A 16,144-nucleotide genomic window follows, 5' to 3' on the forward strand; every position below is an offset into this window, starting at 1 on the left:
GCGCGGTCGGCTCGCCTTCGCGCGGCTGCCCGGCAGAGTCGATCAGCCGCCTGCCCGGGGCGCGGGAGCTTCGATCTCGTAGACGCTCTGCACCGCGCCGCCCGGCAAGGACTCGCGTGGAGAGGTGGCGCAGGGGACGGTCGGCGGTGCCTTGCGCGCGCGCGATTCAGACCCGCAGCCGGGTGCGGAAGCCGCGGGCGGCGTAGTAGGACTGCGCACCGTTGTGGTAGACGAAGACCTTGCCGTAGCGACGATCGCAGAAGAGGGCGCCGCCGAGCCCTCGCACTCCGGCGGGAGTCGCGATCCAGCTCGACGTCTTGAGGTCGAACTCACCGAGCTCCTGCAGCTCCCGATACTCCTCCTCGGTCAGAAGCTCCGTCCCCATCGCCGCAGCCATCTCGAGCGCGCTGCTCTCGGGCCGGTGCTCTTTGCGCGCGACTCGCGACTCGGCGTCGTAGCAGACGCTCCTGCGGCCGACGGGGCTCTCCGGCGAGCAGTCGCAGAAGCGGAGCTCGCCGCTCCGTCCGCCCCCTGCGACAACATCCGGCTCACCCCCTGTGGCCTCCATCGCCAGAAGCGACTCGAGTGCCTTGCCCTTGCCTTCGAGCCGGGCCTGCACCTGCGCCCACGAAACGCCCTCATGCCGGCGCATGTTCTTCTCGAATCGCGTCTGCAATGTCCGGAGCAGCGCTTCGCGTTCTTTCGGCTTCATGGTCATCGCGGTGTCCTCCTGTTCGGTCGACCGCTCGGGATTGTCACCCGCAGGCCGGGCGGCGGCGAAGGGTCATGGGGCGGAGCGCGCCCACTCGACGAGTGCGTAGAGAATGCCGACGAGATAGAGCGTACCGAAGACCGTCTTGTTGTGCCGGGCGAGCCAGAGTGGCAGGAAGATATCGAAGTTGTCGGCGCGCGCGGAAGTGTAACGCGCCGCCACGCCGGTCAGTGGACACCGCATCCGGTTGAGCACGAGAACGAGCACCTCGCCCAGGACGACCGCCACGAGGATCACCACCAGATCGAACCGCCCCTGTCGCGCGCCCACGAAGATGCCGAGAATGCAGGCGACGAAGAGCACCCAGACGAAGGTGTGCAGGAGCTTGATCGCGATGAGCACAGATCCTCTGCCTCCAGGCCCGGAGCTGCCGACCAGCAGATCGTGAACTTCGCGGCGCGGGGGCGCGAGCCCGCTTGCCGTCGTCGTCAATGATCCGACGACCCGCCGGACGGAATCAACCGGGCCGAGCGACGCATGAGGCGGGCCGGGAGAGGCGCGTCACTCCGTGTCCGGGCGGGGCGCGACGAACAACCGGCTCGCGAAGGCCAGGGCGAGCAGCAGGTAGACCGCCGTCGGCAGCGCCACCGGAAGAAACCCGGGGTCCCGGGCAGCGGCGCGCACCAGAAGCAGGAAAGCGGTCATCGCGTGCGCGAGGTTCGCCAGAACGAGGGGCCTGCCGTAGATGCCCCCCAACCGCGAGTAGCGGTTGGACCAGTTGAGCAGCGCGAAGCCGAGCAGCGCGCTGCCCAGGACCTGCAGGATCGCGATCTGGCCAAGGGCGACGGAACCGCCGAGGAGCGCACTCGTCTCCTCGGGAGCGAAGAGCAGCGGAATCGCTGCCGCGAAATAGGTCGCGGCACTCAGGGAGAGCAACCCGTTCGGACCACTCTTCATCGGCTCGACGCCTTTCTCGATGGCGCGTCGGCGTGATTTCGCCGACGGTACTGGCACCCTTCCGCCCGCGCCGTCGCGCCCGGGATCAGACGATGTCGAAGCGGTCGAGGCTCATGACCTTGTCCCAGGCCGCCACGAAGTCATGCACGAACTTCTCCTGCGCGTCGTCCTGCGCATAGACCTCGGCCAGGGCCCGCAGCTGCGAGTTGGAGCCGAAGACCAGATCGACCCGCGAGCCGGTCCAGCGCAGCTCTCCGGTCTTGCGGTCGCGTCCTTCGAACGTCTCGCCGGCCTCGGAGGTGGGCTTCCAAACGGTGCCCATGTCGAGGAGATGGACGAAAAAGTCGTTGGTGAGAGCTCCGATCCGCTTCGTGAACACGCCCCGGGGGGATCCGCCGCAGTTCGCACCCAGCACTCGCAGGCCGCCGACCAGCACCGTCATCTCCGGTGCGCTGAGAGTGAGAAGCTGCGCCCGGTCCACCAGCATCTCTTCGGCCGACACGGTGTAGGCCTTCTTCTGGTAGTTGCGGAAGCCGTCGGCTTCGGGCTCGAGGACCGCGAACGACTCGACGTCGGTCTGCTCCTGCGAAGCGTCAGTGCGGCCCGGAGTGAACGGCACGGCGACCGCGTGCCCGGCAGCCTTCGCCGCCGCCACGACGCCGGCGCAGCCGGCGAGCACGATGAGGTCCGCAATGGAGATCCGCTTGCCGTCCTTCTGGGCGCCGTTCCAGTCCTGCCGGATCGTCTCGAGGACGTCCAGGACCTTCGTGAGCTGCGCCGGCTGGTTCACCTCCCAGTCCCTCTGTGGCGCGAGGCGCAGCCGCGCGCCGTTGGCGCCGCCGCGCATGTCCGAGCCCCTGAAGGTCGAGGCCGAGGCCCAGGCGGTCGAGACCAGCTCCGCCACCGTCAGGCCGGAGGCGAGAACCCTGGCCTTGAGGAGGGCGATGTCCGCGTCATCGATGAGGGGGTGATCGACGGCAGGTACCGGGTCCTGCCAGATCAGGTCTTCGGCCGGGACCTCCGGGCCGAGGTAACGGGCCTTGGGCCCCATGTCGCGGTGGGTCAGCTTGAACCAGGCGCGGGCGAAGGCGTCGGCGAAGGCCTGCGGATCGCCGTGGAAGCGGCGCGAGATCGGCTCGTAGATCGGGTCGAGGCGCAGCGACAGGTCGGCAGTGGACATCATCGGCCGGTGCTTCTTCGTCGGGTCGTGGGCGTCCGGAATCATGTCTTCCTCCCGGACGTCCTTGGCCAGCCACTGGTGGGCGCCAGCCGGGCTCTTGACCAGTTCCCACTCGTAGCGGAACAGCATGTCGAAGTAGCCGTTGTCCCATTTCGTCGGGTTGGGCTTCCAGGCGCCTTCGACGCCGCTGGTGGTGCAGTGCACCCCCACGCCGGTGCCGAGCCGGTTGATCCATCCCAGGCCCTGCGCTTCGAGGGGAGCCGACTCGGGGGCCGGCCCCACCAGTGCCGGGTCGCCCGCGCCGTGCGCCTTGCCGAAGGTGTGGCCGCCGGCGATGAGCGCCACGGTCTCCTCGTCGTTCATCGCCATGCGGGCGAAGGTCTCGCGCACGTCGCGGCCCGAGGCCACCGGGTCGGGGTTGCCGTTGGGGCCTTCGGGGTTGACGTAGATCAGGCCCATCTGCACGGCCGCCAGCGGATTCTCGAGCTCGCGCTCGCCTCTGTAGCGCTGGTCGCCGAGCCAGGTCGTCTCCTTGCCCCAGTAGATGTCCTCTTCGGGCTGCCAGATGTCGACGCGGCCGCCGCCGAAGCCGAAGGTCCGGAAGCCCATCGACTCGAGGGCGCAGTTGCCGGCCAGGATCAGGAGGTCGGCCCAGGAGATCCGGTTGCCGTACTTCTGCTTGACCGGCCACAGAAGGCGGCGGGCCTTGTCGAGGTTGCCGTTGTCGGGCCAGCTGTTGACCGGCGCGAAGCGCTGGTTGCCGGTGCCGCCGCCCCCCCGCCCGTCGGCGGTGCGGTAGGTGCCGGCGCTGTGCCAGGCCATGCGGATGAACAGACCGCCGTAGTGGCCCCAGTCGGCCGGCCACCACTCCTGCGAGTCGGTCATCAGCGCGACCAGGTCCTGCTTCAGGGCGGCGAGATCGAGCTTCTGGAACTCCTCGGCGTAGTCGAAATCGGGGCCCAGCGGGTTCCCGGCCGGCGTGTGCTGGTGGAGGATGCCGAGATTCAGCTGGTTGGGCCACCAGTCGCGGTTCGAGGTGCCCCGGACGGCAGTCGTACTGCCGGAGGTGCCGGTGAACGGGCACTTGCCACTGTCGCTCATCTTGTTCTCCCTTGCGGTCAGGCTCTTGCGAAGCTAGCGGATCGGACGCCGAGCGGCGGGCCGCGCAGGCGGAGAGGCAAAGCCCCTCGCCGTTACGGGAAGCCTCTTCTCGAGCGATTTCTCAGGCGACGGACGGCGCATGGAGTTTCATTTCCCGAAGAAGTTTCCCACCACGAAGCGTGGAGGGCAACAGCCGCCGGGGCGGTTCTGCAGGAAAGGCCGGGCCCATCCCTCGGCGCGGGCCCGGGGAGCGCCAGGGGCCGTCGTTGACAGGAGCTCCCGGGCCTCACGTAGAGCAGGTCGGGGGGGCATGGAGAGCCCCGCTGGCAGGTCCAATCGCAGAGCCGGCGGCTAGGCGGATTCGCGGAGGAGCACGACTCTCTTCTCTGTTCCCTTGGCTCGGTACATGGCCGCATCGGCACTCTTGAACAGACCTTCGGGCGTTGGCTGGGCGCCCTACGGCATCATCTCTGCTCGACCGGTTCGGGGAACTTCCACGTGCCGTCGAGAATCTCGGCTCGCGGACGGTACAGCCGCACGAGGTAGTTCCAACCCGGCGTGATCGGCAGCATGTTCTGCGCGCGCTCGTCGCCACCGAAACGAATGGTCGTCGAGCCGTCGGCGTTGGGTTTGGCGGTGACACTGTTGAGCGTGTAGGCGCCCTTGGCGTTCTTCTCGAAGAAGCCCGCCTTGTTGTAGACGCTGACGGACCAGAAGCCGTCGACCGGCACGTCTTTCACCGTCAGGGTATAGGCCGTCTTGCCGTCGGCCGCCGGCGGCACGCCGCCGACGTACAGCGCGGTCTCGCGGGGGTTGCCGCCCCAGCCCGCCGCCGTGCCCAGGAGGTGCTGCACCGGGTCCACCTGGTCCTTGCGGCCGAACATGCGCGCCGAATCGAGCCCACCGTTGGCCGCGGTCAGCCCGTTGAGCGCGTCGCGAAGCTGCTTGAGCGAAGCCTGGTCCCACGCCGGCGTCTCGAACTTGCCCGCCGACTTCTGCTCGACCCGGATCGCATCCTGCAACTTGTGAACCGCCTGCATGTCCGCCGGGTCGTTGGGGTTGGCGAAGATCCGGATCAGCGCCAGGAGGTAGCGCGTGCCGCCCGGCTCCCGCCGGAACGTGTGGGCGCCCGCGGCGTAGATCACCGCCGGCGTGTAGTGGTCCTGATCGATCATCTGCATCGCCAGGAAACGCGCGCCGGAATCGGGCAGGGTGACCGTCACCGGGCCTGCATCGAGGTCGAACAACGCCTGCGAGTAGAGCGTGTCGCGGTTCATGCGGATGACCACCTGATTGTCGACCGACGCCACGTCGCGCTGATGGAGGAACTTGCCCAGTGAGCCCTCCTGCACGAACTTGGCGAAGTAGGTGTCGGTCTCCGCGCGGCGAAAATCGTCCAGCGTGACGCGCTGCGTTGCGCCTTCATCCGTCGCCGAGATCGGGTCTGTCGCAGATCCGGCAACGAGGAGCGCGGCTACGAGGAGCGCGCAGGTAGGGATTCGCATCGTCAGTTCTCCTTGGACGGGCGTCCTTCGTTTCCTTCGTGGTGTGGGCGTCACCACGATTTTATCCGCCCGGCGGGGAGGTGCGAGAACGGACGAGACCGCGGCTCTCGGGGCGACTCGACTCGGGGGCGGGTACCTGCGGCGCTAGCGACATTCGGTCGCGGCCCGTGCGCGTGCGCCACTCTCGCCGGCGAGTCTGCCGGCCTCATGCGTTGCGCTCCCCCTGGGCGAGCGGCAGGCCGCAGGCGGCGCAGCGGCGGCTTCGGCCGGGGCGTACGAAGGGGAAGCCGGTGAGCAACCAGAGCACGTGCCCGACCTTGCGGCGCGTCTCGACCGCCTCTGTGGCCGGGCTGCCGCAGCGTGCGCAGGCTTCCGTTGCCGGGGCTGGGTCTTCGCCGGGGGCGCTCGGTTCGGCCGCGGGCTCCGGCTGGGCGAGGATCTCGCGCGCGCGCCCGGCGTCTTCCTCCCGCACCAGGAGGCGGAGGCCCCCGAGGGCGTTCATGTAGAGCCAGTCCAAGCGGATGAGGTTCTCGTTCTCGATCACCGTGACGATACCCTCCGACTCGAGGCTGGTGCGCGCGAACTCCGCCTCGTGCAGGTAGGAGTACGCAGCGACGGCCTCGAGACGATCCCCGCTCACGGGCCCTTTACTGCAACTCTCTGCGCATGATGACGCGCAGGTGCATCGGGAAGCCGCCGGCGGCTTCGCGGCGCTGGAGCTGGACGAGACCTGGGGTGAGCTCGTGGTCGCCAAGGATGCGGAAGCCGCGCTTGGCGTAGAACGGCGCGTTCCACGGCACGTCCGTCAGGGTCGCGAGGGTGATCGCCTCGTAGCCGCTCACGCGCGCGATCGCACAGACCGCTTCGAGAAGCTCGCCGCCGATGCCCCTGCCCGCGACGTCCGGATGGACGTCGATCTCCTCGAGATGGGCGATGCCATCGATCTCGCTGGTGAAGGCCATGCCCACCGGCGGACCGTCGTCGATCGTCACCACCCAGAGGGTGCGCGAGCGCACGTGCTGGGCGAAGAGCTCGGGCGCGAAGTCCTGCGCCCAGAACGGCTCGAAGGCAGGATGGCCGCGGAAGCGGCCGGTGGCGGCGCGTTCGATCGGCTTCAACCACGGGATGTCGGCCATTTCGCCGCGCCGGATGACGACCTCGCCGCTCTTCATGTCCTCTTTCCTTTCATACCCGGGCGTGCTTCAACTTCCACCGCGCCAGGCGCGAGCGCAGGAGCGCTCCGAAAAGGCGCACGCGTCCGACCGGTGCCGGCGGCGTGAGCGTGCCGGCGAGGTAGCGCTTCATCGCCTCGCCGCGGCGGATCTTGCCCGACGAGGTGCGCGGCAGCGTCCCCGGCGAGAGCAGCACGACGCGGTCGACGGCGAGGCCGACCCGCGCCAGCACCGCTTCGCGCGCTCGAGCGCGCAGCGGCTCGAGGCGCACCGCCGGAACGCCCCTCCTGTGCTCCACGAAGAGCACTACAGCTTCGGTCTCGCGCCCCGCCGGAAGATGGCTCGCCGCCGCGACGCAGCCGTGGCGGACGTCCGGGAGATCGGCGACCGCGAGCTCGAGATCGGCGGGCGAGTAGTTGCGGCCGCGCACCAGGAGGATCTCCTTCGCCCGGCCGGTCAGGAAGAGCTCGCCCTCGTGCACGAAGCCGAGATCGCCGGTGTCGAGCCAGCCGTCGCGGAGCGCGGCCGCCGTCGCCGCCGGCTGGTCGAGATAGTCGCGCATCAGCGACGGCCCGGCGACGAAGAGCCGGCCGACCTGATCCTCACCGAGCCTCGCCCCCTCGTCGCCGCGCAGCTCGAGACGGAAGCCGGCGAGCGGCCTGCCGACCGAGACGATCTCGAGCGCGGAATCGCCGGGGGGGGCGGCGGTGGCGCCCCGCGCTGGCGAGGGCGCCAGCACGGCCTCGCCGCGCTCGGCGAGCGCCGCGCGCTCGAAGCGCGCGCTGACGAAAGGCCGTTCGAGATCGGCGAAGGTCACCGCGAGCGCCGCTTCGGAGAGTCCGTAGACCGGCGTGAGCGCTTCCGGGCGGAAGCCCCACGGTGCGAAGCGCGCCGCGAAGGCGCGCAGCACCTCCGGCACGACGGTTTCGGCTCCGCAGAGGGCGAAGCGCCAGTGCGAGAGATCGATGCCCGCCATCTCCTCGTCGCGGATGCGCTCGGTCGCGAGGGCGTAGGCGAAGTTCGGCGCCGGTGAGATCGTGCCGCGGTGCCGGCCGAGGGCGCGCAGCCAGAGCGCCGGCCGTGCCACGAAAGCCTCCGGCGGCACCAGGGTCAGCACCGAGGGCCGCTCGAGCGCCGGGAAGACGCAGCCGATGAGTCCCATGTCGTGGTAGAGCGGCAGCCACGAGACGCCGGTCACCGGATCGTCTCCGTTCTCTCTGTCCTCGACGCCCGGACGAGTCCCGGTGTTCGCGGCCTGCCCTGGCCAGAGGGCGTTCAGCGCCCGTACCTGCGCCAGCACCGCGCGCTGCGAGAGCGCCACCGGTTTCGGCTCGACCGTGGTGCCCGAGGAGAACTGGACCAGCGCCAGGTCACCCGGAGCGCCGTCGCTCATCAGCTGGGCGTCGTGCGGCAGGTCGTCGAGGGTCAGACCTCCCAGCGGCAGGCGCGCCTCGGCGAGCGTCTCGCCGAGCAGCGCGTGGACGCGCCGGTCGGCGAGCAGGAGGCGCGCCCCCGCGGCGCGGAGCATCGCCGCGGTGCGGGCGTGGTACTCGGCGAGACGGCCGAGCCGCACCGGCGGATAGAGCGGTACCGGCACGGCGCCCGCGAGCAGCACACCGAAGAAAGCGTGGAAGAACTCGGCCGAGGTCGGATAGACGAGCGCCACGCGCTCGCCCGGACGCACGCCGAGCTCGGCGAGGCCGCCGGCGACGTAGGCGCTCCGCTCCGCGATCGTCGCCCAGGGTAGGAACGTCTCGCGCTCGGCGCGATCGACCAGACGGAGCCCGGCGCGCGGAAAGTCGCTGGCGCGCTGGAGCAGGCCCTGCAGGGTATCGAGCTCGCGGTCGTTGCGGATCGGCGGCATGGTCTCTCGGTGGGCTCTTCGCCCGGATCAGCCCGGCAGTTTGGTCTCGAGGATCGCGACCAGATCGCCCAGCGTCGCGATCCGGGCCTCTTCGTCGGGATCGAGCGTGACGCGGAAGTGGTTTTCGATCTCGGCGGCGAGCGTGAGGAGCTTGAGCGAGTCGAAGCCCAGGTCCTCGACCAGCCGCAGCCGTGGATCGAATCTGCCCGTGAAGCCGAGGTGCTCGCGCGCCACCGCCGCGATACCGCTCTCGATCTCGGCGCGTCTCAAGCGTCACCCCAGGGCAGGAGCCGCGCGCGCCCGGCGAGGCGGTCCCGATAGTCCCCGGCCGATTCGAGCGCGCGCTCTTCGTGGCGGATGCGGGCCGCGAGGAGAAGGGCGTTCGCGGCGGTCGCCACCAGCGCGGTGATCCAGGCGCAGTGAACGAGCGGCAGGACCGCGACCTCGATCGCCACCGCGACGTAGTTCGGATGGCGGACGAACCGGTACGGCCCCGAGGCCACCGCCGGCAGACCTGGAACCACGATGACACGGGTGTTCCAGCGCTCGCCGAGGGTCGCGATCGCCCAGTAGCGCAGCGCCATGGTGAGCACCACGATCCAGGTGGCGATGATGGCGACCGGAGGAAGGAACGGCCGGTCGAGGAGCAACACCTCGAGGGGCCCAGCGGCGAGGAAGGCGACGTGGGCGACGACCATGAGCAGATAGAAGCGGCGCGATTCGGCCTCGACGCCACCGCGGGCGAAGGCGCGCCGGGCGTTGCGCACCGAGAGGCCCATCTCGAGCGTGCGCTCGACCGCCACAGCGCCGACGAGGAGGAGGAAGAAGAGTGTTCCGGGAGGCAGCTTCACGAGAGGGAACCTACCATCGCAGGAGGACGAGCTCGCTGCAGAAACCGGGGCCGAGCGCGAGGAGCATCCCGAGGCTGCCGGCCGGCGGACGGCGGCTGGCGAGCGTCGCTTCGAGGACCAGGAGCACCGAGGTCGAAGAGAGGTTGCCGACCTCGCGCAGGCTTCGCCAGGTGAGCTCGAGCGCCCCATCCGGCGCTTCGAGCGCCGTCTCCATCGCCTCGAGCACTTTCGGACCACCAGGATGGCAGACCCAGGAGGCGATGTCGGAGCGAGTGAGGCCGCGCTCGCCGAGGAAGGCGTCGACGTCCTCCCGCAGATGCCCTTCGACCACCTTCGGCACGTCGGCCGAGAGGACGATCTGGAAGCCGCTCTCGGAGATGTCCCAGCCCATGACGCGCTCGGAGTTGGGATAGAAGATCGAGCGCGAGGCGAGGATCGCCGGCCCCGGCGTCGCCAGATCCCTGGCGCGGTCCGCGCCGACCACCACTGCGGCTGCGGCGCCGTCGCCGAAGAGACCCGAGGCGATGAGGTTCGGTATCGAGAGATCCTGGCGCTGCAGGGTGAGCGAGCAGAGCTCGACCGAGAGCAGGACCGCGACCTGGTCGGGAAAGCCACGTACGTAGTCGGCGGCGCGCGCGATGCCGGCGGCCCCGGCGACGCAGCCGAGACCGAAGATCGGGATGCGCTTGAGATCGCTCCGGAGGCCGAGACGGTTGATCAGGCGGGCGTCGATCGACGGCGTCGCGATACCCGTGACGGTAACGAAGAAGAGCGCGTCGACGTCGGTGACGCTGAGGCCGCACTTGCCGAGCGCCGCGAGCAGGGCCTCGCCGCCGATCTCCTCGGCGACGCGGATCCAGGCGCTGTTCGACTGGCCGAAGGTCGTGAGTCCGGGATACTCCTCGATCGGCAGCGCGAGGTGCCGCCCGCCGACGAGAACGTTCTTGTGCAGCTGCTCGATGCGCTCGAGGTTGAAGTAGCGCTGCTCCCAGTAGCCGCGCAGGGCCTCGAGCAGCGTCTCCTGATCGTAGTAGTGGTGCGGAAAGGCCGAACCGACGGCGGCGATCGCAGGGCTCGCTCGGATCGCTGGCGTCGCCGCGCTCGTCACCGCTCCCGCGAGCCCGCCTGCCGGCGCCGTGGCGGTCATCGACCTGCGTCACCCAGGGTGCGGCGCGCGAGCAGCGCGAGGGCGAAGGCGGCCACGAGCTCGACGACCAGGGCCCCCTTCGCGAGCTGCCAGAAGGGGGCGACGGGAAGGCGGGTGAGGCCGGCTACGGCGAAGACCAGGAGCGGTCCGCGAAACGTCCACGCTGCGGCACCGGCCGCGAGCCCGTCGAGCCACCAGCGCGGCGTGCGTCCCCAGAGCAGCAGGAAGAGGGCGAGGAGCGCCAGGCCCTCGAACGCCCAGGTGGCCACCCGGATCGTCACCGGGAGCCCCTCCGGCCGGGCGACGCCCTCCGCCGCGAGCGGCCCGAGATCGGGAGCCAGCCCGAAGAGCTCGAGAGCCGCCGCGCCGCCGGCGAAGACGAGCAGCAGAAGGGGGGCGGCGAGGAGGAGGAAGCGCGGCAAGAGAACCTCATGATACCGCCGCGGGGCGGACTTGACAGGAGGACGATTGTTCTATAGTTTTAAAAACATGGAAGCCACAACCGCTCTCGACCGCCTCGCTGCGCTCGCCCAGGAGACCCGCCTCGCCCTGTTTCGTCTGCTCGTGCAGCAGGGCCCGGAGGGTCTCGCTGCGGGCGAGATCGGCGCCACGCTCGCTGTGCCGGCGCCCACACTCTCGTTCCACCTCGCCCAGTTGGAGCGCGCCGGCCTCGTCCTCTCGCGGCGCGCCGGGCGTTCGATCCGCTATTCGACGAACTTCGGCGCGGTGGAGGAGCTCCTCGCTTACCTGTACGAAAACTGCTGCCAGGGGGGCACCACCTGCCCGCCGGGCGGCGCACTCGTGACGCTTTCGGGCGTCCGGAAAGGAAAGAACACCCCATGACTCTCGCGAACGCGAACCACGAAGAGAAGGTCGGCGAAGTGCGCAGCCGATACGGCAAGATCGCCGCCGGAGAGATCTCCGGCTGCGGCTGCGGCGTCGGCGCCGGCTGTGAAACCGACGTCGCCAAGGGGATCGGCTACGACGCCGATGACCTCGCCGCGCTCCCCGACGAGGCGAACCTCGGTCTGGGCTGCGGCGCCCCGATCGGCTACCTCGCGCCGCAGCCGGGCGAAACGGTGCTCGACCTCGGTTCCGGCGCCGGCATCGACGCCTTCCTCGCCGCCCGCAAGGTCGGCCCCACCGGCCGCGTCATCGGCGTCGACATGACCCCCGAGATGCTCGACAAGGCCCGCGCCGGCGCCGCCCGGATGGGCTTCGCGCAGGTCGAGTTCCGCGCCGGCCGGCTCGAGGCGCTGCCGGTCGACAACGCTTCGGTCGACGCCGTGACCAGCAACTGCGTCATCAACCTGGTGCCCGACAAGCCCGCTGTCTTCCGCGAGATCGCCCGCGTCCTCAAGCCCGGAGGCCGTCTCGTGGTCTCCGACATCGTCCTCGAACGGCCCCTCCCCGCGGCGCTCGCGGCCGACCTCCTGGGCTACGTCGGCTGCATCTCCGGTGCCGATCAGAAGGTGGGCTACTTCGCCGGCCTCGCCGAGGCCGGGCTCGCCGACATCGAGGTGCTGCGCGACGTCGACTATCTCGAGACGATGCTTCAGACGATGCCGGAGGAGGTCGAGGCGCTCCTCGCCCGCACCGGCACGACGCTCGCCGAAGTTCAGGGCACCGTCCGCTCGGTGACCTACCGCGCCCGCCCGGCGCAGGTGTCGGCGGGGGCGAAAGCGGGAGCCGGCGAGGCCACCAGCTGCTGCGGCACCGACTGCTGCGGTGGCGCGAGGTAGCGCGCCACCCGACGGCATCGTGAAGACGAGAAAAGGGCCGCCCGAGGGCGGCCCTTTTCCGTTGCTGCCGTGAAACTCGAACGCCCCGGGGCTCCCCGGGGCTCGACGAACCTCAGGGGGCTACCGAGCTCCAGCGTGCGGACGTCGACACCTCGAAGCCGTCGAGGAACAACGGCTCGGCGGTCTGGCAGGTGTAGATCTGCACGTCGTCGACCCACCAACCGAGGTCGGTGCCTCCGCAACCGTCATTGCCGAACTCGTAGCGGAGTTTGAAATTCTGGCCGGCGGCGACGATGCCGGTCAGGTTGCCGATCGTGCGGCCCCAGGTGCCTGAGTTGGAGCCACCGTCGGAGCCGTGCCAGGCCATCTCGCCGGCCAGCGGGTTGGTATTGCCGGCGCCGACCGTGGAGAGCGCGCTCACCTGGGCATTGAAGGAGAACGCCGTGGGCGGCACGACGGTGTAGGGCCCGCCGTTGACGCTGATCTTGATGTTGCCGCCGTCCCAGGTGGCTTCGGAGGCGACGTAGTGGTCGAACGTCAAGCGGGGAACGGCGCCGCCGAACGGCATCACGAACGTCGGGCTGTCGAGAACCAGTGCTCCGGTCTCGTCGTCCACGACGCAGTCGCCGTCGGTCGGATCGAGGGCCCCGAAGGCGCTGCCGGAGCGGCCACTCGGCAACGACGCGTCGATCGTCCAGTCGCGATCGAGGAACGTTCCCGGATTGACCACCCCTCGCCGGCTGACCGTCCAGCCCGCGGCACCACTCTCCCAGTCGAAGAGCTGCGTGGTGTAGGGGAAGCCGGATGAGCAGATCGCCGGCGGATTCTGCGCCAGCAGCGGCGTGAAGTTGCAGAAGGTCGGCTCGGTGCGCATCTCGACCGCCAGCATCGCGTCGGCGACCTCGATGCAGTCGGCTGCCTGCATCGTCTGCTGGGGCCCTCCCCACGGATCGTCGAGCAGCGTCGCCGCCGTCACGAGGTCGTTGCAGGAGGCTTCCATCGCGTCGGCATGATCGGCAAAGTCCGAGGCGGCCAACTGATAGACCGTCTGCGCCCGGTAGTAGAGGTGCAACGCCTTGACCATGCCGATCGACGTCACGGTATGGCCGTTGTAGGTGCCGCCGTCGACGAGCAGCGCGAAGGCGTGGTTCGGGACGCCGGAGTTCGAGTGCACGCCGCCGTTGTCGCCGGTGCCGCAGACGTACTGCGCGGTGTCGGTGACCTTGCCGGGGTTGCCGAAGCAGAGGGGGTTCCACATGTCGCGCAGCGCCCCGCCGTCGACATCCTCGCCCATCAGCCAGCGCACCGAGACGTCGGTCGGGAACTGCGTCTGGAGGGTGCCGTTGACCGGCACCGCGATGTTCGCCCGCATGAGCTCGGCGTTCGCGAAGTTGAGCGAAACGGTCGAAATCGTGTAGACGCCGGCGAGGCAGGTCGGGTCGGCGACGCAACCCATGCCCGGCGCCGTTCCCGGATTGGCGCTCCCCGCGACGTTGCCGATGATGATCGCCGCCGCGCCAGCCGCCTGGGCGTTCAGCGTCTTGACGTAGAACGAGCAGGCGCCGCGGTTGACGAAGGCGATCTTGCCCGCCATCGCGCCGGCGTTGGTCAGGGGTTCGCAGGCGTCGTTGGTGTCGGCTCCGGCGCCGTCGATGGCGATGACCAGATCCTGGGTGATCGAGCTGGTGACCGGCGGCCCGAAGTCGGCCGTGCCGACGACGTAGTCGGCCGCAATGGGAGCCGGCGAATTGACCGTCCACTTGGGCGGGCTGGGGAACGACGAGGAGCAGGCGCCCGCCGTGCGCGCCGCATCCGGCGCGTCGGTGTCGATCATGTTGGTGAGCTGCGTCTCGAGGTCGAACGCCTCGCCCCAGATGTCGGAGTAGGCCTCGTTCAGCGCACCCGACTGCCAGCGGTAGATCAGGTTGTGGGTGTACTCGGTGTAGGCGTGGCCCCACTCGTGCGCGGTGACGTCGTGGGTGGTGAAGCCGGGGCAGAAGGAGATCAGGTTGCCGTTCCAGGAGGCGTTCGGGCAGCCGTAGTCACGCTCATAGGCCTGGTCCATGACGTGGCCGGCAGCGTCGTAGGAGTCGCGCCCGAAACCGGCGAAAAAGCGCTGGTAGACATCGCCGGACGAAATCAGCATGTTGTCGCGCTCCTGATTCGCAGGAGCGGACGGAATTGCGTTGCCCTCCACCCAGTCCGGCGAAGCCGGCCAGGCCTCCGGCGAGTTCGCCGGCGCGGCGCCGTCGGTGCCAGGGAAGGCACGGCGGTTCATGGCCTCGTGGATGCCGGGCAGGAAATCGATCACCTTGCCGTAGCGGGCATCGACGAAGACGAACTCGCGGATATCACCGGCGTTCGAGACGTCGATCCGCCACGCCAGATGGCTCGTTCCGGCGACGCCCTTGTCGAGACCAAGGCGGTAGATCGTCAGGCGCGGCTCGGAGGCGGAGAGGCCGGCGGCGGTGGCGCGGCCGTTCCTGTCGCGCACGAAGTCGATCGCCCGCTGGCTCGCCCACTGGGCGCCGATGACCGGCGCGACCGGAAGGTCGATCTGGGGGACGAAGTTGCCGTTCACCGCCTGCAGGCGGCCGGCGCCGTCGAAGTGGGCGCGCAGCTCGCCGGCGAAGACTGGCACGCCGCGGTAGAACTGGTCGTAGATGAGGTGCTGCTGGCCCGAGGGCTCGGTGGTCGTCTTCCGGAGGAAGAGCTCGGCGCCGACGTCGCGGATGCCGAAGAGCGACGCCTGGGCGGCGAAGAAGCCGCGGGCACGCTCGTCGGGGGAGCCGGTGGCAGGGGCGAGATTCGACTGGGCGCCCGGCGCGACGCGCAGGAATCGGACGGCGCCAGTCGCGCGGCTGTAGCTCACCTCCACCGGCGCCTGTAGGGCAGCGGAGAGCTGGCCGGCAGAACGCCCATCGAGCGGCGCCACGGCGGCAGCGGCCGGTCCGGCGGTGGTGGCGGTGGCGGCACAGAGGACGAGCCCCAGGCCCCAGCGCGCGGCGGAAGACATCTTCGGACTTCTCTTCTTCATCTCTCGGCTCCTCTTCTGACACGTTGGCGGTCGACGAGCACGGCCCTGCCTCGAGTCGCCGAAATCGGAACTGCTGGGCGCCTGGGCATGAGTGCGGGCTCCTGCGGAAAGCTCAAAATGGAGCGATAAGCCTAGACCCCCGGGCTGGTGGACGCAAGTCGCCGTTGCGCGGTCTTCCTGGAGGGGGGGCCGGTTTCCGCCGGACCGACTCAGGCAGGAGAGGCCCCCAGCCAGGCCGGCAGCTCGCGGACGCTCGGCAGGACGGCGACCGGCCGGTGCGGCTCGAGGTGTTCCAGGCGCTGGCCGCCGGAGAGGACGCCGATCCCGCGGCAGCCGGCGTTGCCGGCCATCTCGAGGTCGAACGAGGTGTCGCCGATCATCAGCGCTTCAGCGGCGACGACGCCCAGCTCCTCGAACAGGCCGAGGAGCATGCCGGGGGCCGGCTTCGAGGGCGCTTCGTCGACCGTGCGCGTAGCGTGGAAGAACCGCCGCAGGCCGGTGGCGTCGAGCTCGCGCTCGAGCCCGGCGCGCCCCTTGGCCGTGGCGACGCCCAGGAGGTAGCCCGCGGCATGGAGCTCCTCGACGACCGCGAACGAACCCGGAAAGAGCGCCACCCTGTCCTTGTAGTCGGCGCGCCAGAGGCGGCGGTAGTTGTCGACCAGGCGGGCCGATATGTCTTCGTTCCAGTTCGGGAAGTGCCGCTGCATGGTCTCGGGGAGACCGAGGCCGATGCACTCGCGGACCTGCTCCGGCGCCAGCCGCTCGCCCGCCGGGACGTCCTCGAGCGCCGCGAACGCCGCCATCGTGCAGTCGACGATCGTGCCGATCGAGTCCATCAGCGTGCCGTCCCAGTCGAAAACCAGCAGACGGAAGTTG

Annotated in this window: 16 protein-coding genes; 2 read left to right on the top strand and 14 right to left on the bottom strand. The window is 69.9% G+C overall.

From position 1 onward, the window contains the following. Positions 1–166: 166 nt before the first annotated feature. The 12 genes from KBI44_15060 to KBI44_15115 all read right to left on the bottom strand — a co-directional run bounded on the left by KBI44_15060 (position 167) and on the right by KBI44_15115 (position 10,911). Positions 167–712: a DUF4256 domain-containing protein gene (locus KBI44_15060; GenBank protein MBP9145800.1), complete on the bottom strand. Its 546-nt coding sequence runs from the start codon at positions 710–712 to the stop codon at positions 167–169. Between the two features lie 72 nt (positions 713–784). Further along, positions 785–1,153, bottom strand: a complete 369-nt coding sequence (locus KBI44_15065) for a hypothetical protein (protein MBP9145801.1) — start codon at positions 1,151–1,153, stop codon at positions 785–787. 120 nt (positions 1,154–1,273) lie between these two features. Then, positions 1,274–1,669: a hypothetical protein gene (locus KBI44_15070; protein MBP9145802.1), complete on the bottom strand. Its 396-nt coding sequence runs from the start codon at positions 1,667–1,669 to the stop codon at positions 1,274–1,276. An 85-nt stretch (positions 1,670–1,754) separates the two neighbouring features. Further along, the gene (katG, locus tag KBI44_15075; protein ID MBP9145803.1) at positions 1,755–3,950 is read right to left on the bottom strand and encodes a catalase/peroxidase HPI; all 2,196 of its coding nucleotides are present in this window, start codon (positions 3,948–3,950) and stop codon (positions 1,755–1,757) included. Positions 3,951–4,414: 464 nt separating this feature from the next. Further along, the gene (locus KBI44_15080) at positions 4,415–5,455 is read right to left on the bottom strand and encodes a DUF1254 domain-containing protein (GenBank protein ID MBP9145804.1); all 1,041 of its coding nucleotides are present in this window, start codon (positions 5,453–5,455) and stop codon (positions 4,415–4,417) included. Positions 5,456–5,660: 205 nt separating this feature from the next. Then, positions 5,661–6,095, bottom strand: coding sequence for a DUF2007 domain-containing protein (locus KBI44_15085; GenBank protein MBP9145805.1), 435 nt, complete (start codon positions 6,093–6,095; stop codon positions 5,661–5,663). Positions 6,096–6,102: 7 nt separating this feature from the next. Further along, positions 6,103–6,627, bottom strand: a complete 525-nt coding sequence (locus KBI44_15090) for a GNAT family N-acetyltransferase (protein MBP9145806.1) — start codon at positions 6,625–6,627, stop codon at positions 6,103–6,105. Between the two features lie 13 nt (positions 6,628–6,640). Next, a complete protein-coding gene (locus tag KBI44_15095; protein MBP9145807.1) occupies positions 6,641–8,491 on the bottom strand; it encodes an AMP-binding protein in 1,851 nt (616 codons plus the stop codon). A 27-nt stretch (positions 8,492–8,518) separates the two neighbouring features. Then, a complete protein-coding gene (locus tag KBI44_15100; protein ID MBP9145808.1) occupies positions 8,519–8,761 on the bottom strand; it encodes an acyl carrier protein in 243 nt (80 codons plus the stop codon). Next, entirely contained in the window at positions 8,758–9,270 is a 513-nt protein-coding gene (locus KBI44_15105; GenBank protein ID MBP9145809.1) for a hypothetical protein, read from the bottom strand. Before KBI44_15105 ends, KBI44_15100 begins: the two co-directional genes overlap by 4 nt. 82 nt (positions 9,271–9,352) lie before the next feature. After that, complete coding sequence (locus tag KBI44_15110) at positions 9,353–10,489, bottom strand: type III polyketide synthase (GenBank protein ID MBP9145810.1); 1,137 nt, start codon at positions 10,487–10,489, stop codon at positions 9,353–9,355. After that, entirely contained in the window at positions 10,486–10,911 is a 426-nt protein-coding gene (locus tag KBI44_15115) for a hypothetical protein (protein ID MBP9145811.1), read from the bottom strand. The genes KBI44_15110 and KBI44_15115 overlap by 4 nt, the downstream gene beginning before the upstream one ends. Before the next feature lie 67 nt (positions 10,912–10,978). Between KBI44_15115 and KBI44_15120 the strand changes: the two genes are divergently transcribed. Both KBI44_15120 and arsM read left to right on the top strand, forming a co-directional pair. Further along, complete coding sequence (locus tag KBI44_15120; protein MBP9145812.1) at positions 10,979–11,332, top strand: helix-turn-helix transcriptional regulator; 354 nt, start codon at positions 10,979–10,981, stop codon at positions 11,330–11,332. Further along, positions 11,329–12,231: an arsenite methyltransferase gene (arsM, locus tag KBI44_15125; protein MBP9145813.1), complete on the top strand. Its 903-nt coding sequence runs from the start codon at positions 11,329–11,331 to the stop codon at positions 12,229–12,231. The genes KBI44_15120 and arsM overlap by 4 nt, the downstream gene beginning before the upstream one ends. A 112-nt stretch (positions 12,232–12,343) precedes the next feature. Here the strand turns inward: arsM and KBI44_15130 are convergent, their stop codons facing one another. Both KBI44_15130 and KBI44_15135 read right to left on the bottom strand, forming a co-directional pair. After that, positions 12,344–15,268, bottom strand: a complete 2,925-nt coding sequence (locus KBI44_15130) for a M4 family metallopeptidase (GenBank protein MBP9145814.1) — start codon at positions 15,266–15,268, stop codon at positions 12,344–12,346. Positions 15,269–15,477: 209 nt separating this feature from the next. Further along, the coding region (locus tag KBI44_15135) for an HAD-IA family hydrolase (protein MBP9145815.1) at positions 15,478–16,144 on the bottom strand (667 nt) is incomplete at its 5' end.

It is taken from the genome of Thermoanaerobaculia bacterium, from assembly GCA_018057705.1.
Lineage (GTDB): Bacteria > Acidobacteriota > Thermoanaerobaculia > Multivoradales > JAGPDF01 > JAGPDF01.